Here is a 24433-nt window from a genome sequence, read left to right as displayed (position 1 = left end):
TTGAATTATAATTTTTATTAGTTAATATTTTATAAATGGAGTGCTTATAAAAGCAGAGACAAAGAGAGAAAAGAGCCAGAGGGATACAAGAGCGCGTGATTGCTCTTGTATCTTACATGTAAAAGAGTATAGAACTATTTAACTTCAACAAGCGCTTTTGTCCAAGATTCCATCAAGGCGTGCATCTCCTCTTTGGGTGCTTCTAAAAATTCGATGATAAAAGAGGCTTCTAATTCGCAAACGGCAATGCTGCGAGGGCGCACAGCGACGATTTTGGTATTAGGAATCATCGGACCAAAGCAGAAGATGATATTTTGAGCATCTTTGAGCCCTTCCATGATCTCACCACCTAAGGATTTTGTATGCGCATAATGGTCAAACACCGCGATAAATTTTGCGATAGGATGCTCACTGATCTTCTCTTTAAAATAGGCAATGATCTGCCCAACGTTTTCATAACCCGTCTCACTTTTTTGAATGATCAGCGAATAGAGTGGGTATTTGTCCATAAAAATTGTTTTTTGCATTGAATTTTCCTTTGGAATTTTAATTTACTCTTGAACGCAGATGTCACCTTTTTGCATGTGAATCAACGTTTGATAAATGACGATCGTGATAATAACGCTTGTGAGCGCAATCATCGTATACGCAAGCACCAACAAGGGCAGATCTTGCGTTTGTTGGTACATGAGCATCGTACTAATTGCCATTGCCGCCACAGGGAAGACAAACGCCCACCATGAGATAAAAAACTTGATTTTGATAAAATTTTTATACATAAAGGCGATCAAGAAGGTGAAAAAAAGTGCGAGATTAAATAAGATCATCGCAAAGGTGTCAACCACCTCATAAATCTTCACATAGGCAATAAACCCAACCGCAGGTGGTGCGATAAGAATAAACATCGTTGGCATAAATTTGTTTGCCATCTGGTGGTGAAAAATGATGCGATTGAGCAAAATAGCAAACAAAATCACCCAAAAGAAGATGCCCGTGCTAAAGAAATAGAGCAACACACCTTGGCTTGCAAACCCAACACCTGCCACAGGAATGAGGACATTGCCCACAATGGGGATAAACCACGCAGGATTGGAGTGATCCAACTCTTGGTTGTTGTTGATCCAAAACGAGATCGTGTGCATCGTTAAGTAAAAATGAAGCGCCGCACCTGGGTACCAAAACAAGGCTGCCACAAAGGGATAATGCTCTTTGTAGATAATCGCCAACATAAGCATAGAGATTGAAACCGCTGCAAAAAAATTAATACGCACCGGATGGCTAAACTCTTTTTTAACAGCAGCACGGTACTTCAAAAACTTTGTGATGTAAATCACACTGATCACACCAAACAGCAGTGTTGTGATCGCCATTAACACCTCGCCAATCAACGCTGAAAAGCCTAGCCAAAGGGCAGCTTTTTGGTACATGATGGTCAAACCACTCATACCCATAACCGTTGCGTACATCATAATGGGGAAAAATTTGAGCCTATTTTGCTCCACTTCTTGCATCACTTCCATAATTATCCTTTATTATTATATTAATAAATTTTGATGTAACTATAGCAAGCAGGCAGACATAAAGAGCTAAATAATCCTAGTCAATTGTTTTGTCTAAAGTAAAAAAAAGGAATTGTGTGAAGTAGAAGGAGTTTACATGTAAAGGAGATTGAGAAAAAGACCTCCGAGGAGGAGGTCTTAAGGATCTTAATAAGGGCTATTTATTTACTGACAGGCGCAGGTGCTTGCCCAGGAGCGGGTCTGCTAGGTTTTTGGCTCATCAATGTTTTAAGTTCAGCACGTTGTTCTTTGGTTAAAATGTTAAACACTTTTTCCATGTGATCGGCTTGAACGGCTACCATTTTTTCGTGCATTTCATTGTTCAGTTTAATGAACTCTTTTTTGTTGAAGCTCTCACCACTCATGAGATCTTGCATTTTAGTCATCATTTTTGGGTCACGTAATTTTGTCATTTCGAGTTTAAATTCACTGCGTAAAACATCGAGTTTATGCTCTTGATCATCGGTAAGATTGAGTTTTTCAAGCATCGGTATGCCCATCATATCACCTTTAGCACCACGCATTCCTTGTCCTAGCATCATTTTGCCACCATTCATACCCATACCAGGCTGCATCTCTTGGCAGTTACCACTCATGCCATAAGCAAAAGCACCCGTCGTTCCAAGCGCAACCAACGTTGCTAGTGTTAAGATTGTTTTTTTCATAATCTACTCCTTAAAAGTTTTATGATGAAATACTACCCCTCTGGTCTTAACGAGCTTTTAACCATTTGTTAACCTACCTTAACAACCAAAATTTAAACTAGAATTTGGTAGAATCGTGATCTTCAAAATCTTACATGTAAAGAGAACAATAGTGGATCTAGAATATTACGAAATATTGGAAATAAGTAGATCTGCAGATGCTGCAGAGATTAAAAAAGCATACCGAAAATTAGCGTTGCAATTCCATCCTGACCGCAACCAAGGTGACAAAGAGGCTGAAGAGAAATTTAAAGCGATCAATGAAGCCTACCAAGTCTTAAGTGACGAGCAAAAACGCTCCACGTATGATCGTTACGGTAAATCAGGACTCGACTCCCAAGGCTTTAGCCACTTCTCAGATATGCGCTATGAAGACATCATGGGTGATCTTGGCTCCATCTTCGAGTCTGTCTTTGGCGGAGGATTTGGTAGCAGCGGTGGTTTCGGTGGCGGTGGATCAAAACAAAATCGCAAATACAACCTCGACCTCGAAGCTGAAGTCACGCTAGCGTTTAATGAAGCCATTTTTGGATGCAAAAAAGAGGTCAGTTTCTCCTATAAAAAACCCTGCGAGACGTGTGATGGTACCGGAAGCAAAGACAAAGCTAAGGCAACATGTAAAGAGTGTAAAGGTAAAGGACAAGTCTTTTATCGACAAGGGTTTATGACCTTTTCTCAAACTTGCCCTGCGTGTAATGGTAAAGGCAGCGTTGTCACCAATCCATGCCCAAGCTGTAACGGCAAAGGCTTTAGTCAAGTGGACGATAAAGTCACCATCGACATTCCTGAGGGCATCGATAACAACAACCGCATTCGCGTAGCAGGCAAAGGGAACATCGATGAGCGTGGAACACGCGGTGATCTTTACATCTTAGTGCATGTTAAAGAAGATGAGCATTTTGTACGCCATAATGATGATATTTACATCGAAGTCCCCATCTTTTTCACCCAAGTAGCCCTAGGTCAAACGATCAAAATTCCAACGATTCGTGGCGAAACCGAACTCGAACTTCCTTTGGGCGCGAAAGATAAACAGCAGTTTATTTTTAAAAAAGAGGGCGTCAAAAATGTGCATACCCATCAACTAGGTGGCATGATCGCACAAATTTCGATTCGCTACCCTAAAAAGCTGACCAAAGAGCAAAAAGAGATGCTTGAGAAACTCCAAGCAGAATTTGGCATTGAAACCAAACACAAAGATGAAAAATTTGAAAGCGTCTTCGATAAAATCAAAAGCTGGTTTGACTAACATTTTAGAGTATGAAGGGCAACAACTTTCATACTCCATCATCACAAACAAGCGTCTAAAAAACTTCTACATCAAGATAGACCCCATCCAAGGGGTCATCGTCAAAACCCCCTCCTCCAATACAGCCTACATTCATACCTTAGTGATGCAAAAAGCGCTCTGGATCTTTGCAAAAATGAAAGCGGCCAAAGAGCGCACAACACTCGCATCGCTGTTTGAAAATGAGGGGAAAGTGCTCTATTTGGGAGAGCCGATTCTTTTACATGTAAACCAAACACCTGAGTCCTTTTACAGAGAAAAAAGCATCCCCTTGGTGACACGCTTGGTGGAAGAGTGGAGCTTTTTAATGGGCGTAAAACCCACACATATCCGCTTTCGAAAAGCCAAAAGACGCTGGGGAAGTTGCAGCCACACCAATGAGCTTAGCTTCAACCTAAGCCTTGCTCAACTCCCTCTTGAGTGCATCACATACATCGTCATTCACGAACTCTCACACATCGAACACAAACACCACCAAAAAGCTTTTTGGAACTGCGTGGGTGAGTTTATGCCTGAATATAAAAGTTGTGAGAAAATCCTGAAAAATTACTCGCCATCACTCTCTTAAAAAAACAGAATTCGAAATCCAATCGCCACCAAAATCACACCACCAAAAATCTCCGCTCTGCTCTCCAACCACGTTCCCGTTAGTTTTCCCACATGCACACCGATGAAGCTGATGATAAAAGTGGTCAAGCCGATGATGCCACAGGCGAGCAGTGGATTGAGATCTAAAAGCATCAAACTAAAACCAGCCGCCATTGCGTCAATGCTCGTGGCAATTGCTAAGGTGAGCATGATTTTATTGGTAATCTTTGCAAGCTCTTCGCCAACGCCTTCATTGAGCCCTTCGTAGATCATCTTCGCACCAATGAGTAGCAGGAGTCCAAAGGCAATGTAGTGCGCGTATTCACTTACAAATCCAAGCACACCTTTTCCACCTGCGTAACCAATGAGTGGCATCAGTGCTTGAAAAATGCCAAAAAAGAGCCCTGCTTTAAGGGCTAGTGCTTTGGTCGTATGACCATTTTGTTTTGCCCCAAGACCGATGGAAACCGCAAAAGCGTCCATACTTAAGGCAAAAGCTAACAGTAAAACTTCGATCATTTCAGTTCTCCCCAATTATTGCCTATGGCAATCGATACTTTGAGTGGCACCTTAAGCGCGTAAATCTCTTCCATTGCCTTTTGTGCCTGTTCGGCAAATGCTTCTGCCCTCTCCTCTTTGACTTCAAAAATCAGTTCATCGTGAATTTGAAGCAAAAGTTTTGCCTCATCATCCACGAGTGTCGTCATGATTTTATTCATCGAAAGCTTGATGAGATCGGCGGCACTGCCTTGAAAAACGGTATTAACCGCTTCGCGAAGGTAGCCTGCGTATTGCATGCCATTGGCGTGTTCAAAGTCAAAATAGCGTTTTCGCCCTAACAGCGTCTGAACAAATCCCTCTTTTTTAGCCCCTTCTGCAATCGCCGTAAGAAAATTTTTGATCGTTGGAAACGTCGCAAAATAGCTGTCAATGTAACTCTTTGCCTCTTTGGTGCTAATGCCAATCGTCTCCGACAAACGTTTGGGGCCCATGCCGTACAAGAGTCCAAAGTTAATGCTTTTTGCCACACCACGTTTGGCGGCCGCGTCCTCTTCGCCAAAGAGTTTGAGTGCCGTCTCTTTGTGAATGTCTTTGTTGGAGCGAAACGCTTCTACCATTGCTTCATCGCCACTAAAATGCGCCAAAAGCCTGAGCTCAATTTGTGAGTAGTCGATGCCGATCAGTTTATACCCCTCTTTGGCTATAAACCCGCCACGCACTTCGCGTCCTAGCTCGGTTTTAACCGGAATATTTTGAAGATTGGGATCTTTAGAACTCAGCCTTCCTGTGGAGGTTCCCGTTTGCATAAACGAAGTGTGGATGCGCCCAACGGGGGACTCTTTTGAGAGTTTTAGCAATGGTTCAATGTAGGTTGAACGTAATTTATAAAGCTCTCGGTATTCTAAAATTTTCGCGATACTGGGGTGTTTATCCAGAAGTTCATTGAGCACATTTTCATCGGTACTGTAACCTGTTTTGGTCTTTTTCACGGTCGGAAGCCCCAGTTGTTCAAACAAAACAGCTCCCAGTTGCTGCGTAGAATTGAGGTTAAAAGTGGCATCGCACAGGGCAAATATTTCTACTTTCAACGCTTCAATCGCATGATCGGTTCGCTTTAAGAGTGTCTCAAAATAAGGCGCATCGACTTTGATGCCCTCTTTTTCCATCTTCATCAAGGTCTTAATAAACGGAAATTCCACCGATTTTGCCAGATCAAGCAGATGCGGCTCTAACATCTCTTGGAGTTTGTGGTAAAGTTTGAGCGTCATCCACGCATCTTCACTGGCATATTCACACGCTTTTTCCAAAGGCACGCTGCTAAAGTTTTCACCTTTGGCAACGACCTCTTTAAACTTCACCATCGCATGGTTGAAAAAGCGCAGAGCCAACGTATCAAGCCCCACATTGGTTTCAGGATTGAGTAACCATGCCAAAAGCATCGTATCGGCGTAAATCGCGACATCGCGGATGCCAAAATTGTTTTCGATGACAGCAAGATCAAATTTGAGATTTTGTCCTACGATTTTATGGGTAAAGAGTTGTGTCAATGCACGTTTTGCATCTTCTAAACTGATCTGATCGCCCACACCCAAATAGTGGTGCGCGATGGGAACGTAGTACGCTTCATCCTGATTGATCGCAAAGGAGAATCCTACGATCTTTGCATTGTACGCATCCAGTGCATTGGTCTCGGTATCAAAGGCGACAATAGCATCGTCTTCAATGCCTTCGATGGTGTTAAACAGCATCTTGGCATCATCGAGCAAAATCGCGTTAAAGCCCGTTTTCACCGCTTCTTTGGGTTTTACATGTAAAGCTTCATTTCGTACGCGTGAGAGCATATGGCGCAGTTCGTATTTTTCAAGTTCATCGACAATGCCAAGCAGTGGATTATCGCATGGAAGATGAAACGACTCAAACTTATCGGCGATATTAAGCGAGTTATCCAAACGCACCAACTGTTTGCTCAAAAAGGCATTTTCGCGCCCTTCCTCCAACATCGCTTGCACACGAGGATTTCCGATCCGCTCTAAGTTTTCGTACACGCCTTCCACCGTGTCATAATCATCCAAAAGTTTTTTAGCACCCTTGGGTCCAATGCCTTTCACACCAGGGATATTGTCGGCAACATCACCTACGAGGGCTAGATAGTCATTGATTTTATGCGGATAAACGCCAAATTTCTCAAAACATTTTTCGGTATCGATCTCCATCTTTTTCATCGGATCGTAGATGACAACTCTGCCATCATCGATGAGCTGATAAAGGTCTTTATCGTGCGTGACGATGCGCACTTTGATGTCATGGTGTTTGGCAAAACGTACCGCAGAGGCAATGACATCGTCAGCTTCAAAGCCCTCTTCGTTGTAGCATTTGAAGCCCATTTTCTCGATCCACGAAATCGCAACGGGAAGCTGGCGCCTTAAATCTTCCGGCGCTTCAGGGCGATTGGCTTTGTAATTAGGATCAATCTCATGGCGAAAATTCTTGCCTTTGCTGTCCAGTGCAAAGAGCAGATAATCGGTGTCATGCTCGTTTTTAATCGCGTAGATAAAATTGGCAAATCCCGTCAAAAGTCCTGTGGGAAAGCCTTGGGAATTGCGCAGTTGAGGAAGTGCGAAGTAGTTTCTAAAAAAAAAGCCAAAAGTATCAATGATGGTAAGTGTTTTCACAAAAGCGCCTTTACATGTAAAGAGTTTAGTAGGATTTTTTAAGGGACTGAACCACGCCAAGAAACAGCGTTTGGTCGAATTTTTCTTTTTCTAAAAGGTTCAGCGCCATATTCACACTGCGCTCACTGAGTGGTGCGTTGAGAGGAATCGCGGTTTTAACCACTTTGAGCGCAAAAGAGTACGGACGAATCGCCTCAGGTGCTGCGCCAATCGCATCGGTGTATTCGATCGCTTCGACCATCGTTTTATCAAACTTCCAGTGTTTGAAGATGCGTGAGGTTACTTCACTGCTGGTGATGCGCACAAACATACGCTCGACATCGGCAATATTATTACAGCTCTCTATTTCAGAGCGAAATTGATAGGTTTCATTATTTTTGGCGATCTCATCGGCGATGAGAATTTTGCCCGTCTCTTGCAAAAGCGCCGCAAGGAATAGAAGATCAACCTTGCTTGCATCGACTTTGCCGTACCACTGCAACATCAAGGCACTTTGCAAACTAGAGATGGAAGCGAACTCTTCAGGCGTAATGCCATAGGGCGCCATGTCTACATGTAAGAGTTTTTTAATCGACATATCCATGACCAAAGAACGGGTTGTGGACATGCCAAAAAGACCGACGGCTTGCACCACACTCTTGATTTCGCGTCTAAAACCATACAGAGGCGAATTCGCTACCTTTAAAAGGTTCGCGACCATCATCGGATCTTCTTCGATCACACGGGAAAGGTCGTTGACGCTGGCATCGGGATCTTTGCAGATCAATGTCATCTGATGGAAACTTTTTGGAAGGGGTGGAAGTGATTTGATGCGCTCAGCTATCTCTTCAAGCATGATGTCATCTCGCTTTAATGAATTTGTAAAGATTATAGCGCGCTTTAGTTAAAAAGCTAATGAGAGAAGCCGCCTAGAAGAGTTCTTACAACCGTAGCGTCGCAAGAACTCCAATTCGTTGCATGCGACTACAGAGGAATGACGTCTTCAACGCTTTCGGGGTGATCCAGTGTGTATTTGAATTTTTCCATATCGATCTGTTTATCCCAAGCACCAACGACCACCGCCGCCACGGCGTTACCACACAGGTTACCGACCGCGCGCATCTCGCTCATAAATTTATCAACGCCAAGGAGTACTGCCACTGTCACCACAGGGATCACATCGCCCATCGCCGAGAGCGTGCCTGCAAGCACGATAAAGCCTGAACCCGTAACACCCACCGCACCTTTAGACGCAACCATCAAAATAAAGATAATGGAAAGCTCGTGGGAGAGCGTGAGAGGAATGTTAAACGCTTGCGCTAAAAAGATGACGGAGAGCGAGAGGTAGATGTTGGTACAATCAAGGTTAAACGAATAGCCCGTGGGAATCACAAGTCCCGTGGTTCCGCGACTCACCCCCGCTGCTTCTAGTTTGCGCATCAACGGTGCCAATGCCGATTCGCTCGAAGAGGTTGCAAAGACAATTAAAACTTCTTTGGCGATAAAACGCATAAATTTAAAGACATTGATTTTGAAAAACCACAAGATAATGCCAAGAACACCAAATAAAAAGACCAAAACCGAAACCAGCATAACGCCCAGCAAACTTGCCATACCAATCAAAGAAGCAATGCCAAATTTACCGATCAAAAATGCCATCGCGCTAAAACTCGCTAATGGGCTTAGCCACATGACAAGCGTTAAAATTTTAAAGAAAACGTTTTGCACCTGCTCCAGTGGTTTTAAAATGATAGGTTTGTATTTGCCACCAAACGCAGAGAGCAGAATCGCTAAAACAAGCGCCATCACCAAAACTTGAAGGGTATTGCCATGCAAAAATGGAGTAATCGGATCATGTGGAATGGCACTTTTTAAAATGCTCCACGCCGTTGCGCTCTCTTGCCCTGGTTTTGTGAAATTCGCCACACTCGAAGCGTCCAAAGACTCAACGCTAAGGTTCATTCCATGCCCTGGTTTGAGAATATTTCCAAAGAGCACGCCAATGGCAAGCGCAAACGTACTCACCACTTCAAAATAGACAAACGCCTTAAGCCCGATAGAGCCAACCTCTTTAAGACTCTCAAGCCCAACAATGCCTGAGATAATCGTTAAAAAGATAATCGGTCCCACCAACCATTTCAAAACCTGAATAAACCAATCAATTCCCGGTTTTGCTTTTACCGCAAGAGAAGGGTCAACCATACCAAGCGTCACACCGGAGATAATCGCCACAACCACCCAAAAAGCCAAACTTTTAATCGTATAGTGTGTCCAATCTTTACGGGTCACTTTTTTTTCAGTGAGTGTTTCCAATTAAAATGCCTTTAATACCCTTTTGAACCAGCACACACAAAGATTTCCCTTTACATGTAAAGATTGGGAAGAGTCGTTTTTTTTAATTATGACACAGCAGAGGGGATTTTAATGAGATTTTTAAGCGAAAGAGAGAGGAAGCGAATGCGGAAAATCCACATTCGCTTCAAAAAGTATCAACCAGGAATCGCGTCTGCAACCGTTTCTGGATGATCAAGAGAATATTTGAATTTTTCCATATCGATCTGTTTATCCCAAGCACCGACAACAACGGCTGCCACTGCGTTTCCACACAGGTTTCCAACCGCTCTCATCTCGCTCATAAACTTATCCACGCCCAAAAGAACCGCAACGGTAACCACAGGAATTGCGCCACCCATTGCTGATAAGGTTCCTGCAAGCACGATAAAGCCAGAACCTGTCACACCCACAGCACCTTTTGAAGTGACCATAAGGATGAAGATGATCGAAAGCTCTTCTGCAAGGGTTAATGGAATGTTAAACGCTTGAGAGATAAAGATGATCGACAAGGAGAGATAGATGTTCGTACAATCAAGGTTAAACGAATAGCCTGTAGGAATAACCAGCCCCGTCGTTCCTCTGCTCACACCTGCTGCTTCAAGTCTTTTCATGAGTGGCGCGAGCGCTGATTCACTTGAAGAGGTTGCAAAAACGATCAAGACCTCTTTAGCGATGAAACGCATAAATTTGAAGATGTTGATCTTAAAGATTGCCATGATGATACCAAGCACACCAAAGATAAAGGCAAGAACGGAGATAAACATAACCCCGAGTAAACTTGCCATATTGATGAGAGAGGCAATACCAAATTTACCAATCAAAAACGCCATCGCACTAAAGCTCGCAATAGGACTTAACCACATCAAAATGGTTAGAATTTTGAAAAAGAAGTTTTGTGCAATTTCCAGAGGCTTTAAAATGGTTGGTTTATGTTTACCACCAAAAGCAGAGATTAAAATTGCCAAAACCAACGCCATTACGAGCACTTGAAGTGTATTTCCATTGATAAATGGCGTGATAGGATCGTGAGGAATGGCGCCTTTGAGGATGGACATAAATGAGCCAACATCTTGGTTGACGTTGGTAAATTTCGCAACACTCTTAGGATCTAACGACTCAACCGAGAGGTTCATACCGTTTCCTGGACCAAACCAATTACCAAAAAGTACACCAATCGCAAGTGCAAAGGTGCTGACCACTTCAAAATAGATAAACGCTTTAAGTCCAATAGAGCCTACTTCTTTAAGACTCTCAAGCCCTACAATACCTGAGATAATCGTTAAAAAGATAATCGGACCAACAAGCCATTTGAGGATTTGGATAAACCAATCAATACCCGGTTTTGCTAAAACTGCCATTTTCGGGTCAACCATACCAAAAACAATACCTGCAATAATGGCAAATACAACCCAGAACGCTAAACTTTTAATCGTGTAGTGCATCCAGTCTTTTTTCTTTACAACACTCGTAACCTGTTCCAAGAAACATCCTTTGAATTTTTAGATAGAGCGATTATAATGAAAAGATATGTCTAACTTATGTAGGTTTACATGTAAAGAGATTCATAGGTTTTTTTCACTTAAAAAGCGTTACTAAATGAAACATTTAAGGATTTTTCTTTTCTGACTCCAATTCAACTGCTAAAAATTTTCCCGTATAGCTTTCAGATTTCTCAGCATCTCTTGCGACTTCAAATGGCGTTCCCATCGCGATTATACGCCCTCCGTAGCTTCCGCCCTCTGGTCCCATATCGATCATATAGTCTGCATTTTTGATGACATCCATATTGTGTTCAATGACCAAAACCGAGTTACCCATATCTGTGAGATGATGTAACACTTTGACCAATCTATCGACATCGGCGAAGTGTAAACCTGTCGTTGGCTCATCCAAAACGTACAAGGTATTGCCTGTATCTTTTTTGCTGAGCTCTTTGGCAAGCTTGATGCGTTGTGCTTCACCACCACTGAGGGTCACCGCATTTTGACCTAGGGTAATGTAGCCCAAACCAACATCTGCCAACGTTTGCACTTTTTGGTTAATTTTAGGAATTGCTTTGAAAAACTCGTACGCTTCATCAACACTCATACTTAAAACGTCCGAAATGGATTTGCCTTTGTACTTGATTTCCAAGGTTTGCGCGTTGTAGCGATGGCCTTTACAGACGTCACATTTGACCATGATGTCGGGTAAAAAGTGCATCTCTATCTTAATTTCGCCATCACCTTGGCACTTCTCACAACGTCCGCCCTTCACGTTAAACGAAAATCGACCAACACTGTAACCACGAATTTGCGCCTCTTTGGTTTTCGCAAACAGAGCCCTGATCTCATCCATCACGCCTGTATACGTTGCAGGATTACTTCTAGGCGTCCTTCCAATCGGGCTTTGATCCAGATAGATCACTTTATCGAGTTGATCGAGTCCAATGCACTCAACGCCTGCAACTTTGTTCACCTTTTTCGCACGGTTCAGATACTCTTTTGCCACAGGAAGCAGGGTTTGAAGAATCAGTGAGCTCTTACCACTCCCACTCACACCCGTAATGGCGACAAGATTTCCCAGTGGAATTTTGACATCAAGGTTTTGAATATTGTTGATCGTGACATGATTAAGCTCGATCCAACGCGTCTGTTTTCGGTTCTCACGGTAATTAATCACTTTCGTGCCATTGAGGTATTGCGCGGTGAGCGTATTGCTTTTTAAAAGCTCTTCGTTGGTGCCTTGAAAGACCACTTCACCCCCAAACTTTCCAGCCCCAGGACCAATGTCGACAATAAAATCTGCGGTTTTAATCGTCTCTTTGTCATGCTCAACGACAATAACCGAGTTACCTTTTTTCTGCAAACTGCGAAGCGTTCGGATGAGTTTAAGCGTATCGCGCTCGTGCAAACCAATGCTGGGCTCATCTAGAACATACATAACCCCAGTCAATCCACTACCAATCTGCGAAGCGATGCGAATCCGTTGTGCCTCACCACCGCTGATCGTCCGTGCGTCGCGTCCAAGGCTGATATAACCCAGACCTACATCAAATAAGAAGTAAAGACGCTCTTTAATCTCTTTTAAAATAGGCTCCGAAATCATCTTGTGTTGGGCTTTCATCGAAGCAAAGTTTTTCTCGTCTTTGAAAAAAGCTAAACACTGATCGATCGGAAGCTCCAAAATATCGGCGATATTTTTCTTTGCCAAACGAACCGCCAAACTCTCTTTTTTGAGACGGTACCCACCACACGTGTCGCACGTCTTTTCACTCATATAATCACCGAGCTCTTTTTCATCTTTGAGCATATCGTAGGCGATTTTGATCACACCTTCCCATTTGCGGGTCAGTTTATGTTTTTTCCAAAAGAAGGTCGCATCTTCCACACCACCGTGCAAAATGGCTTTTTGTTGGTACTCCTCTAACTCTTCATACGGTATCTTGGTATTAATCCCCGCACCCTCACAAAAGGCGTGTAAAAATTTGGCATAAAAGCTTTTGTTAAACCCGTAAAATATTTTAATCGCACCCTCTTCGATGCTCACATGCTCATTGATGATTTTTTTCAAATCCAGCGTGTAGCGAATGCCCAAACCATCGCACGTTGGACACGCACCTTTAGGAGAGTTAAACGAAAAGGAGAGCGGCTCGAGGGGTTCAAAACTGATCTTACAATCAAAACATGCTAAATGCTCGCTATAGTGAATGTGAGACGTTGGAAGCCCTACTTCTTCGGCATTGGAGATATCCAGTTCGACTTCACCATAACTCTCCAAAAGCGCTTTTTCAATGTCTGTAGCGATTCGCTCTTTGTTCTCTTCACGCACCACCACACGGTCAATAATGACTTTAATCGTATGCTTTTTAGTTTTTAAAAGCTCAACTTCTTCATCCAAACGTACCATAACGCCATCAATCAGAGCACGCACGTAACCTTTATGACGCAACGATTCGATCATGTCTGCAAAGCTTCCTTTTTTCTCACGCACGAGGGGTGCTAAGATAGAAAGTTTTGTTTCAGGAGGGAGTTTTAAGACCTGCTCGATAATGTCAGCTACCGACATTTGGGAAATCTCTTTGCCACACAAATGGCAGTGCTGTTTACCCACACGCGCGTAAAGCAGACGCAGATAATCATAAATTTCGGTAATCGTTCCCACGGTTGAGCGTGGGTTTTTGCTCGTTGTTTTTTGATCAATTGCAATAGCAGGCGTTAAGCCTTCGATTTTATCGACATCAGGTTTTCCCACACGGTCCAAAAACTGTCTGGCATAGGACGAAAGCGACTCAATGTAGCGACGTTGTCCCTCTGCATAGAGCGTATCAAACGCCAAAGTACTTTTACCACTTCCGCTCAGCCCCGTAAAAACTACGAGTTTGTTTTTAGGAATTTCTAGGTTGATATTTTTAAGATTATTCTCTCTAGCGCCGTAAATTTTTATCATAGGATATTCATCTCACTTAAAATTTTATTGAAGGTTAATAAAAACATAACCGTATACAAGATCAACAATGCGCGTTTTTGCATCTTTTTATCAATGCGGTGCGACAGTTTTACACCAAAATAGACACCCATAACAGAACCGATACCAATCGCCGCACCCACCGCATAATCCACATAACCATGTGCGGAGAGACTAATAAAGCCTGAAATAGAGCCAAAAATCACAAAAAAGAGGGTCGTTCCAACCGCTTTTTTAATGTCCCATCCCAAAAAACCAACCAGTGCAGGGGTGAGGAAAATAGCCCCACCCGTCCCCGTGCTAATAGAGATAGCGCCCACAAACACTCCGATAAACAGAAGCAAAAAAGTGGATTCGTTGGGGCAAAGTTGCGGCTCAAGGCTTGCAGTAAACATTTTATAAATAGAGAGTAGCAAAATAACTGCAAAGAGAATTAAAAGCGCTAAATGGGGCATTGCATCGACGATCATACCGCTAAAAGCAGCGCCGATAAAGGAGCCTAGCCCTAAGATAAGTCCGCTTTTGAGCGCCAAACTTCCTGCTTTATGGTTGTGATACGAGCCGAACATGGAGCTGAAAATCATCTGCATCACGGAGATGCCAATCGCCATTTTGATATCATAGCCAAAATAGATTAACGCCGGTACTAAAATGGTACCGCCGCCGATACCAAAAAAGCCCGATGAAAATCCTACTAAAATACCAAAGAACGCAAGCCCCACCAACATTACCATGCCAACTTTAAATTAAGATGTTAGATTGTACTCGAAGCCCTCTTAATAAACCATTTAAAGAGCGGGTTAGCAAGGGAAGAGCTCTTTACATGTAAAACGTTTTACATGTAAAGAGTTTTGAGTTATTTGCGAGAGAGTTTATACCCAACGGCAAGCAGAGCGATCCATGCTGGGATGAGATAAACAGAGATGTTAATGCCATCGATGAAAAGCATAATGACCAAAATCATCACAAAGAAAAGAAGGCAGATGATGTTGCCAATCGGGAACCAAAATGCTTTAAATTTGGGCTCAATTCCCTCTTTGATCTTCGCATAGCGAAATTTGAGGTGCGCAAAGCTGATCATAAACCAGTTCACGACAAGGGCTGAAACAACCAACGCCATCAAAAACTTAAACGCATCTTCGGGCATAAAGTAGTTGAGCACAACACACATTCCTGTAATGAGCGCTGAAAAAAGCACGGCATTGACAGGCACACCTTTAGCGTTCAAACTCATCAGCATCTTAGGCGCATTGCCTTGTGACGCTAAGCCAAAGAGCATACGCGAGTTGGAGTAAACACCGCTGTTATAGACCGAAAGAGCGGCTGTTAACACGATGGCATTGAGCACATGCGCGATGAGATTTTCATTGAGACTGCTAAACACCATCACAAACGGTGTCACGTCTTTGGTCATATTCATCCATGGCATCAATGAGAGCAAGATCGCCAATGCACCGATGTAAAAGATCAAAATTCGGTAAATGACTTGGTTCGTAGCGCGAGGAATCGTATGGCTTGGATCGTCCGTCTCTGCGGCGGCAATGCCGATGAGCTCCAGTCCACCAAAGGAGAACATGATGAAGACCATCGCCATCAAAAAGCCTTGGATGCCATGTGGGAAAAAGCCACCCTCTAACGCCCAAAGATTACTAAAATGAGCCGTCTCTCCACCGTTTCCACTGATCAGCAAGTAACTACCAAACGCGATCATCGCGATAATCGCCGCGACTTTGATGATGGAAAACCAAAACTCAAATTCACCGTAAATGCGAACATTCACAAGATTTACAAGGTTAACCAAGACAAAGAAAAACGCCGCCGACGCCCATGTCGGAATGTTTGGCAACCAAAAATGGACAAACGTACCAATGGCGGTCAGTTCTGCCATGCCGACTAAAACATACAATATCCAGTAGTTCCAGCCAGAAGCAAAGCCCGCAAACGGATGCCAGTATTTGTTCGCAAAATGGCTAAATGAACCAGCAACTGGCTCTTCGACGACCATTTCGCCCAGTTGACGCATAATCATAAATGCAATAAATCCCCCCAACGCATACCCTAAAAGTACCGCTGGACCTGTGAGTTGAACCGTAGTAGAAACCCCTAAAAAAAGTCCCGTTCCAATAGCTCCGCCCAATGCAATAAGTTGAACGTGTCTATTTTTAAGACCTCGTGAAAGCCCTTTTGCGTGCATAAAATTCCCTTATTCTGTAAAAAATCAAAGCGCCATTGTAGCGTTTTTAGCAAAAATAGTACGCTTTTGAGTGCTCAATTTTTATTTAATCCGTAATTTAAAGAGTTTAACTTATAATTGTTTATCCATTCGCGTCAAGGGAAAACCCATGAAAGAAGCTGTGATCCAAGCGACAGAGAATTTCTGCTCAACCATTTTGTGTGAAGTTCCACAAAAAGCGTCTGAATTAGGAAGCTATTTTTATGGCTCCGCGATCGCTCTCATCGAAAATGAGATGGAACATACGTGGTATCTTTTTTTTGAAAAAAAGGTGTTGGATGAGATCGCGCTGAACCTTCTTTTTGAAGAAAATCTCTGCGAAGAGGACCTCGACGATCTGCTCAAAGAGATCGCCAATCAAATCATCGGCTCGGCTAAAGTGATCTTGGAAGAGAAATACCCCCACAACGACTACCACCTCAGCGTGCCCGAATTCATGGGCAATGTCGCCACACCCTTTCCCATCGCACTCCAAGAGACACAACACTACCAAATCAAAAACAGCACCTTCGTTATCGCAAAATAATCTTTACATGTAAAGAAAAGAAACGTCCCTTATACAAAAACACCCTTTCTTCTGCCCAACGTTTTTTCTTAAGTCTCTTTTGGGAATAGCTTTGTATAATCACTTTCTTACCATTGTCTGTGGGGGTGCCCAAAAAGCTGAGATCATACCCCAAGAAGTCCATTAATGTGGCTTCACGAACCTGATCTGGGTAATGCCAGCGTAGGAAATAAGGAGATAAACTCATGAGTAAAGTACTCGACAATCTTGAAAAAATAGATGCTTCATACATTCAAAACTTCCCAAGTTCTCGTAAAATTTACATCCAAGGCTCACGCAAAGACATTCAAGTCCCGATGCGTGAAATCACCCTCAATGCGACTTCGCTTCGCGATGGCACGTTTGAGGAAAATCCACCGCTTCATGTCTATGACACCTCAGGTGTTTACACTGACCCCAACGTCAAAATCGACCTACACAAAGGTTTGGAGCCACTACGTGCCAAGTGGATCGAAGAGCGAAATGATACTGAGCAATTAGACGATTTTAACTCCGTCTATTTTCATAAGCGTCACGATGACCAAGAGTTGAACGCCCTACGCTTCCCTAACCTCAAAAAACCACGTCGCGCAATGAGTGGCAAAAACATCACTCAAATGCACTACGCCCGTCAAGGCATCGTCACGCCTGAGATGGAGTATGTCGCTATTCGTGAAAACTGCAACCTTGAAGAGGCGCGCAAAAACAAACTCTTAGGCGCGCAACACAAAGGCGAGCATTTTGGTGCGAACTTACCCGATGTTTATACACCCGAATTTGTCCGCCAAGAGATCGCCGCAGGTCGTGCCGTCCTTCCACTCAATGTCAACCATCCTGAAGCCGAACCGATGATTATCGGACGCAATTTCATGGTCAAGATCAACGCGAACATCGGAAACTCCGCTACCACCTCATCCATCGAAGAAGAGGTCGAGAAAATGCTTTGGTCAACACGTTGGGGTGGTGACACCGTAATGGACTTGTCCACAGGTAAAAACATCCACGAAACCAGAGAGTGGATACTTAGAAACTCTGCCGTGCCTATCGGAACTGTGCCCATTTACCAAGCCTTAGAGAAAGTGAATGGCATCGCCGAAGACCTTACATGGGAAGTGTTTCGTGACACACTTATCGAACAAGCTGAGCAAGGTGTGGACTACTTTACCATTCATGCAGGTGTGCGCCTTGCTTACGTGCCGATGACGGCTAAACGCCTTACGGGCATCGTCTCTCGTGGCGGTTCCATCATGGCAAAATGGTGTCTGCACCATCACAAAGAGAGTTTTTTATACACCCATTTTGAGGAAATCTGTGACATCATGAAAGCCTACGATGTCGCCTTTTCACTCGGAGATGGCTTACGCCCTGGCTCACTTTATGATGCCAACGATGAAGCCCAATTTGCCGAGCTTGAAACGCTAGGAAAGCTTACTAAAATCGCATGGAAACACGACGTGCAAGTGATGATCGAAGGCCCCGGTCACGTGCCGATGCAAATGATTAAAGAGAATATGAACAAAGAGTTAGAAGACTGTTTTGAAGCGCCCTTCTACACCCTTGGCCCCTTGGTCACCGACATCGCTCCAGGGTACGATCACATCACCTCAGCCATCGGTGCAGCTCAAATCGGCTGGTACGGCACAGCCATGCTCTGCTACGTCACCCCAAAAGAGCACTTAGGCTTGCCAAACCGTGAAGACGTCAAAGAAGGCATCATCGCCTACAAAATCGCCGCCCACGCCGCCGATCTCGCCAAAGGCTTCCCGGGTGCGCAAATCCGCGACAACGCGATGAGTAAAGCGCGCTTTGAGTTTCGCTGGTACGACCAGTTCAACATAGGCTTCGACCCAGATAGAGCACGTGAATACCATGACAAAACCTTGCCAGTAGAGAGTGCCAAAGTAGCGCATTTCTGCTCCATGTGCGGTCCAAAATTCTGCTCCATGAAAATCTCGCAAGATGTGCGTGACTACGCCGCTAAAATTGGTGCGGAAGATGTTACGATAGCCCTAGAAAAGGGCATGGAAGAACAAGCCCAACACTTTAAAGAAACAGGCGGACAGATTTACATGTAAAACCGTTTAAGCCCTTGTGTTCAAGGGCTTAAATCCTCATTTCTGCATTACAATGCCATTAAAACAACTTTATATGTAAAGAATTTTGAAAGAGAAAATAAAAAACCATTTAAAATAGCCCACCCTTTTATCTTTAGTTTGTTAAGTTCCATATTCGACTTTGTTAAAATTCTCAATTGCCATTGCAAGTTCACTAAATAAATGCTTATATTTAGTTTCAAGTTCAGATAGTACCTTGTAGTCTTCGCTACAAGCTTTCATCAAGTACATTGACCTTAATCTACTTAATACGCATATATCAGAGATGATTCTAGAACTGTGACCTAATTTCACCGCCATTTGTCTTTTTGGTTCACGCATACAACGATCCCATACCATTCCTACACCATCGCCGTCTTTATGGATAAGATGGCTACTCATCCCATAGTTGTATGCAAGATGAACAAGCATTTCTAACCCATCCTGCTTAGATTTTGCAAATTCGTTTACTATTTCACTAAACGACCACTTTTGCTCAATAGCTTTTCGTTCATTTCTATTTAATCCAGACCGAAACTCAGCAATTTTCTCTTCACTTAGTAATTGTTCTTTTATTGCTTGCCAATTTGAATCATCATAACCATTAATGGCATCTAAAAGATCTTTCGCTCTTTGATGTCGTTTGATAGCGGAAAATTTTGGCAGAATGTACCAATACTCATGTGCTCTTTCCTTTTTAGATACATCATCACATGCGATCATATAAAGATATTTAACTGTTCCCTCGATGATTGATCTATTAATGATGTCTGCATCCCACTCTTTACCTTCTTGTATTAATATAAGTGAGCTCTCGCTACTAAAATGACAGTCAAGATACAGTTGGGTACTTATGAATCTAACTGAAGAGTCCAAAGTGGAATTATCTTGATCAAGAAGATGTTGACAGTGGTCAAAACATTCCCCAATATAATGACTTGCAATTACAGCCCAAGTTTTTACTTGATCATTCAATCATATGCCTTGTAATTTGAAAATTTAGAAATTTAGGGGTCGGGGCTTGATTTTGACTTTTTCACGCATCAAAAAATGAGCTCTTGAAAACAATGACTCCCTCACACTTCTTGCGTTATAATACCACTAAAACAACTTTACATGTAAAACAGTTTTATGAAGGGCATGAAGATGACTATTGAAAATAGCGTTACATTGGCTATTGCAAAAAAAGAAGAACTACCCAAATTTAAAAAAGACCTACAAGCATCCTTTGCTGTGGCAGTAGTTGAAACGTTTGGCTCCACACTAGATGGTCCGATTCCCTCAGATGAAGATATTGAAGCCTCTTTCAATGAATCGGGTGCGGTTATTTATCATATACTCTCCAACGGGGAAAAAGTAGGCGGTGCGGTCGTAACCATCAATGAACTTACCCAACACAATGCACTCTCTTTCTTCTTTATCTGCGTCAATGCACACGGCAAAGGCATGGGTACGCAAGCATGGAAAGCCATCGAAGAAAGGCACCCTAAAACAAAAGTTTGGGAAACACATACGCCTTATTTTGAGAAACGCAACATCCATTTTTACGTCAATAAATGTGGCTTTCATATTGTAGAATACTTCAATAAACATCACATCGATACACATTCGCCACACGACCACAACCTTCCCGAAGATGAAGATTTTTTTCGATTTGAAAAAACGATGAAAGAGCCATAAAAAAAAAGGGGGGGGAAAGTTAAGAAGGATGCGAAAGGAGAGAAGCTACTTTTTCTAAGTTGTTATCTTTACATGTAAAACATTTTATCTTCCAGAAACAGCCTTTATTTTTTTGTACGGACAAACACAAAGTTTAAAGTTTAACCCTGCCCTTTTTACTTCAAAAAGGATTGAATTCATATTTGAATTGAATTGGCAATCTCTTTCGCCTTTGTGGTTATACGCTTTATATATTCGCTTTTTCCATGCGTATATCCTTCTCTGTCATATTTGAATTTTTTCTGAAGCTTAATTTTTAGGTTTATGTATTCTTTCTGTTCATTTGGATTCATTATTAAATAGTTTCTGAAAAACACTCTGTCCCATAGAAAGTGTTTAGATTTTGGCCCTAGGTGAATATGAAACGACTCATTTGCTAAGCCAGTTGGAGTATATCCCTTAACAAACATCATAGAGCTTGTTACTTCTTGCATGTGGATATAGTTATCTGGCATTTTATCTATGATTTCACGTGGTTTTGTGTCTTCTGGGATGTCAACGAGTATATCTATTGTCGGTTTTGCAAGCATTCCTGGGATAGCTGTACTTCCGATATGCTCAAATCCAAGAGCAAGGTTACCTCCTAAGATTGTCTGTAAATCTTTGATCTCTTGTTCATATAATTGTTCCCAATTTGTAGTATATTCAGATAATTGAATAGGATACAGTTTTCCAAGTTCCTCTTTTGTCATGTTCCCCTCATTTTATTAAAATTAAAATATGCTAATATAAGAAGATAAGGTCAGAGTTAAACTTTTAACTTTTGCCCGTTACCCATTTATTTGATGCGTTAAATTTTATCTAAATTTCGGATAGAAAGCTTTACATGTAAAGCTTTTTACTTCACCTCGTGATGCGGATTATCGCCTGTTCGCTCGACAAGTTCGTCCATATTTTCCCCACCGATAAAATACGCCTTGCCAAACCCGAAGGTCGCTTCGCCGTAATTGACTTTGAATTCGTACAGATTAAAGTCGGTCATTTTTTTCAATGTTACGACCATTTTGGCATCAAATTTCTCAGTAAACAAACCTAAAACTTCTTCAAAACGCTCACTGCCTCGCGCTATTTTTTGGCTATCGCACTGCAATGAGACGCGTTTTCTGGCAAATAAATTCTCCGTTTTACTCTCATCTTCCACGAAAAAGAGTGAGGCTTTCGGGGTTTTTTGAATGTTTTTGGCGTGTGTGGCGATGTCGGAGATGTAGACATAAAAACGGTTGGCATCGTAAATATACGGCGCATAGGATGAAAAAGGAAGATTGTTTTTGTCCAGTGTTCCGATGATGGCAGTTTGAATATTTTTGATAAATTCTTTCATGGATTCTCTTTTTACTTTCATTTTAGCATGCGACGACTAAAGGGCTAAAGTGTCCTAAAAATTAAACCGTTTGCTTCAATTTGCGTTACAATACTCTTTTTTAAAATCGTTACATGTAAAGAGTCTTTGCTATGAATATTGCCATTGCGATCTTGTCGATTTATGTTTTTATCCTCTTTGGATTTATCGCGAAAAAGATTTTTAAAGAGCAGATACAAGAGCGCGGCATGAGCATCATCACTGTCTATTTTCTGCACCCCATTTTCTCGTTTTGGGGACTTTCCACCAGACCTATAACACTTTCTTTACTGCAAGTGCCCTTGTATTATGTGCTGATTTCATGTGTGACGATTGTGCTTGGCTACATCTTTGCGCGACTTTTTTTTACGGACGATAAAGAAAAAGCGATCATGAGTATCGCCGTAGCCCTTGGCAATACGGGCAATCTTGGTATTCCTCTGGGCATTGCGCTCTTTGGTGAGGAGTCCATCATCTACACCAGCATGATCAGCTTTGCCAATACCTTTATGACCTATACTTTAGGTGTTTTCTTCTACTCAGGTGGCACCTCTAACCTCAAAGCATCCCTGCTCAATATCATCAAACTTCCCGTCATCTGGGCATCTTTTATCGCCCTAGCACTGAATTTTGCACAGGTTCAAATCCCACCGACAATTTTTAAATCGTTAGAGATGGGTGCCTACTGTATGATCGTGCTTCAACTCATCGTCTTTGGCATGTATCTGTGCAATGTCAAGATCAAAACGCTCAATTATAAACTGCTTTTACATGTAAACCTTGTGAAGTTCATCGTTGCACCTCTGATGAGCGCTTGGATACTCTTTTACCTTCTTCCCATCGAGCCAATGGTTGCAGCGATCTTACTGGTTCAGCTCATCATGCCTTTGGCACTCAATAATATCAATGTTGCAGCCATTTATGGCTGTAAACCTGTCGATGTCGCCTCTTTGGTGTTTTTTACCTCGTTTATTTTCATCCCTTATCTTATGTTTATTAGCTATCTTTTGAACTATTTTCATATCGTTTCACTCTAAAAATTTATTTTTTTTATAGCTTTATTTGCCTCGCTTAGCAGTATAATTTCATCTCTATCTTATCTCATCCACACACGTTGTGCTTTCAAAAGGAAACTCTATGATTTCAAGTCATCAAGGCGTATCTCCGCGCATCGACCCTACCGCGTTTATCGCTCCTAATGCTATGGTTTATGGCAATGTTACCATTGGTGCGAACGCTCGCATTTTGTTTGGGGCGCAAATTATCGCAGAAGGTGGCGCGATTTGCATTGGCGACGAGTGTGTTGTCATGGAAAATGCGGTGCTTCGAAGCCTTGATAATCACCCTTTAAACATCGCAAATAACTGCCTTATCGGCCCGCACGCGCATGTCGTTGGCTGTCATTTGGAAGAAGAGGTCTTTGTGGCGACCAATGCTTCTGTTTTGCATGGTTCACACGTGGGTGCTCGCAGTGAAATTCGCATTGGCGCGGTGGTTCACATCAAATCACGCCTCAAAGCTGATAGCATGGTACCCATCGGTTGGGTTGCCGTGGGCAATCCTGCTTCCATCCTTCCAACCGAAGAGCACGAGTGCATCTGGCGCATCCAAAAACCTCTGAATTTTCCTCTTAGCGTTTACGGATTGGAGCGCGATGAAGCGACGACCAAAAAAGTGACGCAAAAGCTTTGTGCGAAACTGGCAAGTTTGAAGGAAGATTAGACTTTGTGATACAAATGGGTGATTTTGACATAATCGTAAAAATCACTCAGCAGCAAATAGCGCATTCCGATGTCCTCAAAGCGTTTTAGCATCACCACATCGCCTGCATTGTAGAGATTGGCACTGTGTAAAAACTCTTTGGGGTAGCGCTTTTTTTCAAACGGATACTCCGAAAAGCAGTCCATAAAATTGGCAAAAAGGTTGTTGATGATCAGCTCTTTGGCAGGTGTGGGCGCATGCAAATAGTCCTTGACCTTTTCAAACTCCCGACAGATATATTCTAAGCATTGTTGCATGCGTCACTGCTTAAACAGGCGTTGATATTTTGGGGAATTGGCATCTTTACATGTAAAAGGGAATTAAGCTTTGGAATGTCGAAACCACAGAGCTTTACAGTACCAATTTGCATCAGCGGACGACGGATCAAAATGGGCTCTTGCACCATTTTTTCGATAAGACTTTCCTTGGTGTAATCGTCCACTTTAAACGTCCCATCTTTAAGCTGTGGCGCAAAAGGGTTGAGCATCTCTTTGAGGCTTAGTCCTTCAAAAAATGCGTTCAATGTTTGCACATCCCAGCGTGTGTCCAAAAGGCTTCGCACTTCAAATATGACACCGTGTTCTTTAAGAAGCGCTTTTTGACGAGCGTTCCCACTACAGCCTGTTTTTTCGTAGAAAATGACCTGATTGGGTGTCGTTTTAAACATCATCGC

General features: G+C 42.7%; 23 protein-coding genes. 7 read left to right on the top strand and 16 right to left on the bottom strand.

Going from position 1 to position 24433, the window contains the following annotated elements:
* Positions 1-134 precede the first annotated feature (134 nt).
* From SHALO_RS03680 to SHALO_RS03670, 3 genes are all read right to left on the bottom strand, one after another.
* On the bottom strand, positions 135-527 hold the full coding sequence (locus tag SHALO_RS03680) for a DUF6858 family protein (protein ID WP_069477402.1): 393 nt from the start codon (positions 525-527) through the stop codon (positions 135-137).
* Between the two features lie 24 nt (positions 528-551).
* A complete protein-coding gene (locus SHALO_RS03675; RefSeq protein WP_145923220.1) occupies positions 552-1520 on the bottom strand; it encodes an SLAC1 anion channel family protein in 969 nt (322 codons plus the stop codon).
* A 200-nt stretch (positions 1521-1720) separates the two neighbouring features.
* The gene (locus SHALO_RS03670; RefSeq protein WP_069477401.1) at positions 1721-2224 is read right to left on the bottom strand and encodes a Spy/CpxP family protein refolding chaperone; all 504 of its coding nucleotides are present in this window, start codon (positions 2222-2224) and stop codon (positions 1721-1723) included.
* Between the two features lie 151 nt (positions 2225-2375).
* On the opposite strand from SHALO_RS03670, the gene dnaJ reads away from it, so the two are divergent.
* Together dnaJ and SHALO_RS03660 are read left to right on the top strand one after the other, a co-directional pair.
* A complete protein-coding gene (dnaJ, locus tag SHALO_RS03665) occupies positions 2376-3512 on the top strand; it encodes a molecular chaperone DnaJ (protein ID WP_202968810.1) in 1137 nt (378 codons plus the stop codon).
* The gene (locus SHALO_RS03660) at positions 3505-4119 is read left to right on the top strand and encodes a M48 family metallopeptidase (RefSeq protein WP_238585281.1); all 615 of its coding nucleotides are present in this window, start codon (positions 3505-3507) and stop codon (positions 4117-4119) included. The genes dnaJ and SHALO_RS03660 overlap by 8 nt, the downstream gene beginning before the upstream one ends.
* Here SHALO_RS03660 and SHALO_RS03655 read toward each other — a convergent pair.
* The 8 genes from SHALO_RS03655 to SHALO_RS03620 form a co-directional block, all read right to left on the bottom strand.
* Positions 4116-4658, bottom strand: coding sequence for a manganese efflux pump MntP (locus tag SHALO_RS03655; protein WP_069477399.1), 543 nt, complete (start codon positions 4656-4658; stop codon positions 4116-4118). The two genes, SHALO_RS03660 and SHALO_RS03655, sit on opposite strands and share 4 nt — an antisense overlap.
* Entirely contained in the window at positions 4655-7312 is a 2658-nt protein-coding gene (polA, locus tag SHALO_RS03650; RefSeq protein ID WP_069477398.1) for a DNA polymerase I, read from the bottom strand. The genes SHALO_RS03655 and polA overlap by 4 nt, the downstream gene beginning before the upstream one ends.
* Positions 7313-7337: 25 nt before the next feature.
* Complete coding sequence (locus SHALO_RS03645) at positions 7338-8147, bottom strand: HDOD domain-containing protein (RefSeq protein ID WP_069477397.1); 810 nt, start codon at positions 8145-8147, stop codon at positions 7338-7340.
* Positions 8148-8275: 128 nt separating this feature from the next.
* Positions 8276-9604: a cation:dicarboxylate symporter family transporter gene (locus SHALO_RS03640; RefSeq protein ID WP_084010688.1), complete on the bottom strand. Its 1329-nt coding sequence runs from the start codon at positions 9602-9604 to the stop codon at positions 8276-8278.
* Between the two features lie 176 nt (positions 9605-9780).
* Positions 9781-11067, bottom strand: a complete 1287-nt coding sequence (locus SHALO_RS03635) for a cation:dicarboxylate symporter family transporter (protein ID WP_069479306.1) — start codon at positions 11065-11067, stop codon at positions 9781-9783.
* Positions 11068-11230: 163 nt separating this feature from the next.
* Positions 11231-14053, bottom strand: a complete 2823-nt coding sequence (gene uvrA / locus SHALO_RS03630; protein WP_069477396.1) for an excinuclease ABC subunit UvrA — start codon at positions 14051-14053, stop codon at positions 11231-11233.
* A complete protein-coding gene (locus tag SHALO_RS03625; protein WP_069477395.1) occupies positions 14050-14805 on the bottom strand; it encodes a TSUP family transporter in 756 nt (251 codons plus the stop codon). The genes uvrA and SHALO_RS03625 overlap by 4 nt, the downstream gene beginning before the upstream one ends.
* A gap of 122 nt (positions 14806-14927) precedes the next feature.
* On the bottom strand, positions 14928-16265 hold the full coding sequence (locus tag SHALO_RS03620; RefSeq protein WP_025343904.1) for an amino acid permease: 1338 nt from the start codon (positions 16263-16265) through the stop codon (positions 14928-14930).
* Positions 16266-16413: 148 nt separating this feature from the next.
* Here SHALO_RS03620 and SHALO_RS03615 point away from each other — a divergent pair, with 148 nt between their 5' ends.
* Positions 16414-16830: a chemotaxis protein CheX gene (locus tag SHALO_RS03615; RefSeq protein ID WP_069477394.1), complete on the top strand. Its 417-nt coding sequence runs from the start codon at positions 16414-16416 to the stop codon at positions 16828-16830.
* Positions 16831-17054: 224 nt separating this feature from the next.
* Positions 17055-18923 carry a phosphomethylpyrimidine synthase ThiC gene (thiC, locus tag SHALO_RS03610; protein WP_069477393.1) on the top strand — a complete coding sequence of 623 codons (1869 nt, stop codon included), beginning with the start codon at positions 17055-17057 and terminating at the stop codon, positions 18921-18923.
* 141 nt (positions 18924-19064) lie between these two features.
* Here the strand turns inward: thiC and SHALO_RS03605 are convergent, their stop codons facing one another.
* On the bottom strand, positions 19065-19916 hold the full coding sequence (locus SHALO_RS03605) for a DUF5677 domain-containing protein (protein WP_069477392.1): 852 nt from the start codon (positions 19914-19916) through the stop codon (positions 19065-19067).
* Between the two features lie 171 nt (positions 19917-20087).
* Between SHALO_RS03605 and SHALO_RS03600 the strand changes: the two genes are divergently transcribed.
* Positions 20088-20621, top strand: coding sequence for a GNAT family N-acetyltransferase (locus SHALO_RS03600; protein ID WP_238585280.1), 534 nt, complete (start codon positions 20088-20090; stop codon positions 20619-20621).
* A 176-nt stretch (positions 20622-20797) separates the two neighbouring features.
* Here the strand turns inward: SHALO_RS03600 and SHALO_RS03595 are convergent, their stop codons facing one another.
* Both SHALO_RS03595 and SHALO_RS03590 read right to left on the bottom strand, forming a co-directional pair.
* Positions 20798-21352 (bottom strand): GrpB family protein, encoded by a 555-nt coding sequence (locus SHALO_RS03595; RefSeq protein WP_069477390.1) that lies wholly within the window; start codon positions 21350-21352, stop codon positions 20798-20800.
* 146 nt (positions 21353-21498) lie between these two features.
* Positions 21499-21981, bottom strand: a complete 483-nt coding sequence (locus tag SHALO_RS03590) for a HugZ family pyridoxamine 5'-phosphate oxidase (protein ID WP_069477389.1) — start codon at positions 21979-21981, stop codon at positions 21499-21501.
* A 131-nt stretch (positions 21982-22112) separates the two neighbouring features.
* Here SHALO_RS03590 and SHALO_RS03585 point away from each other — a divergent pair, with 131 nt between their 5' ends.
* Positions 22113-23036 (top strand): AEC family transporter, encoded by a 924-nt coding sequence (locus tag SHALO_RS03585; RefSeq protein ID WP_084010682.1) that lies wholly within the window; start codon positions 22113-22115, stop codon positions 23034-23036.
* Positions 23037-23136: 100 nt separating this feature from the next.
* Complete coding sequence (locus tag SHALO_RS03580) at positions 23137-23721, top strand: gamma carbonic anhydrase family protein (protein WP_069477388.1); 585 nt, start codon at positions 23137-23139, stop codon at positions 23719-23721.
* Here SHALO_RS03580 and SHALO_RS03575 read toward each other — a convergent pair.
* Together SHALO_RS03575 and SHALO_RS03570 are read right to left on the bottom strand one after the other, a co-directional pair.
* A complete protein-coding gene (locus SHALO_RS03575; protein WP_025343891.1) occupies positions 23718-24017 on the bottom strand; it encodes a hypothetical protein in 300 nt (99 codons plus the stop codon). The two genes, SHALO_RS03580 and SHALO_RS03575, sit on opposite strands and share 4 nt — an antisense overlap.
* The gene (locus SHALO_RS03570) at positions 24002-24430 is read right to left on the bottom strand and encodes an ArsC/Spx/MgsR family protein (RefSeq protein WP_025343890.1); all 429 of its coding nucleotides are present in this window, start codon (positions 24428-24430) and stop codon (positions 24002-24004) included. Before SHALO_RS03570 ends, SHALO_RS03575 begins: the two co-directional genes overlap by 16 nt.
* Positions 24431-24433: the final 3 nt, after the last annotated feature.

Origin of the sequence: Sulfurospirillum halorespirans DSM 13726, from assembly GCF_001723605.1 — a bacterium.
Lineage (GTDB): Bacteria > Campylobacterota > Campylobacteria > Campylobacterales > Sulfurospirillaceae > Sulfurospirillum > Sulfurospirillum halorespirans.
This window is presented reverse-complemented; position numbering and strand designations above follow the sequence as displayed.

Bases quoted from the DNA above. Each gene is read 5' to 3' on its own strand.
- SHALO_RS03680 (WP_069477402.1), bottom strand. From the start codon at position 527: ATGCAAAAAACAATTTTTATGGACAAATACCCACTCTATTCGCTGATC.
- SHALO_RS03675 (WP_145923220.1), bottom strand. From the start codon at position 1,520: ATGGAAGTGATGCAAGAAGTGGAGCAAAATAGGCTCAAATTTTTCCCC.
- SHALO_RS03670 (WP_069477401.1), bottom strand. From the start codon at position 2,224: ATGAAAAAAACAATCTTAACACTAGCAACGTTGGTTGCGCTTGGAACG.
- SHALO_RS03655 (WP_069477399.1), bottom strand. From the start codon at position 4,658: ATGATCGAAGTTTTACTGTTAGCTTTTGCCTTAAGTATGGACGCTTTT.
- SHALO_RS03645 (WP_069477397.1), bottom strand. From the start codon at position 8,147: ATGCTTGAAGAGATAGCTGAGCGCATCAAATCACTTCCACCCCTTCCA.
- SHALO_RS03635 (WP_069479306.1), bottom strand. From the start codon at position 11,067: ATGCACTACACGATTAAAAGTTTAGCGTTCTGGGTTGTATTTGCCATT.
- uvrA (WP_069477396.1), bottom strand. From the start codon at position 14,053: ATGATAAAAATTTACGGCGCTAGAGAGAATAATCTTAAAAATATCAAC.
- SHALO_RS03625 (WP_069477395.1), bottom strand. From the start codon at position 14,805: ATGGTAATGTTGGTGGGGCTTGCGTTCTTTGGTATTTTAGTAGGATTT.
- SHALO_RS03620 (WP_025343904.1), bottom strand. From the start codon at position 16,265: ATGCACGCAAAAGGGCTTTCACGAGGTCTTAAAAATAGACACGTTCAA.
- SHALO_RS03615 (WP_069477394.1), top strand. From the start codon at position 16,414: ATGAAAGAAGCTGTGATCCAAGCGACAGAGAATTTCTGCTCAACCATT.
- thiC (WP_069477393.1), top strand. From the start codon at position 17,055: ATGAGTAAAGTACTCGACAATCTTGAAAAAATAGATGCTTCATACATT.
- SHALO_RS03600 (WP_238585280.1), top strand. From the start codon at position 20,088: ATGACTATTGAAAATAGCGTTACATTGGCTATTGCAAAAAAAGAAGAA.
- SHALO_RS03595 (WP_069477390.1), bottom strand. From the start codon at position 21,352: ATGACAAAAGAGGAACTTGGAAAACTGTATCCTATTCAATTATCTGAA.
- SHALO_RS03590 (WP_069477389.1), bottom strand. From the start codon at position 21,981: ATGAAAGAATTTATCAAAAATATTCAAACTGCCATCATCGGAACACTG.
- SHALO_RS03585 (WP_084010682.1), top strand. From the start codon at position 22,113: ATGAATATTGCCATTGCGATCTTGTCGATTTATGTTTTTATCCTCTTT.
- SHALO_RS03580 (WP_069477388.1), top strand. From the start codon at position 23,137: ATGATTTCAAGTCATCAAGGCGTATCTCCGCGCATCGACCCTACCGCG.
- SHALO_RS03575 (WP_025343891.1), bottom strand. From the start codon at position 24,017: ATGCAACAATGCTTAGAATATATCTGTCGGGAGTTTGAAAAGGTCAAG.
- SHALO_RS03570 (WP_025343890.1), bottom strand. From the start codon at position 24,430: ATGATGTTTAAAACGACACCCAATCAGGTCATTTTCTACGAAAAAACA.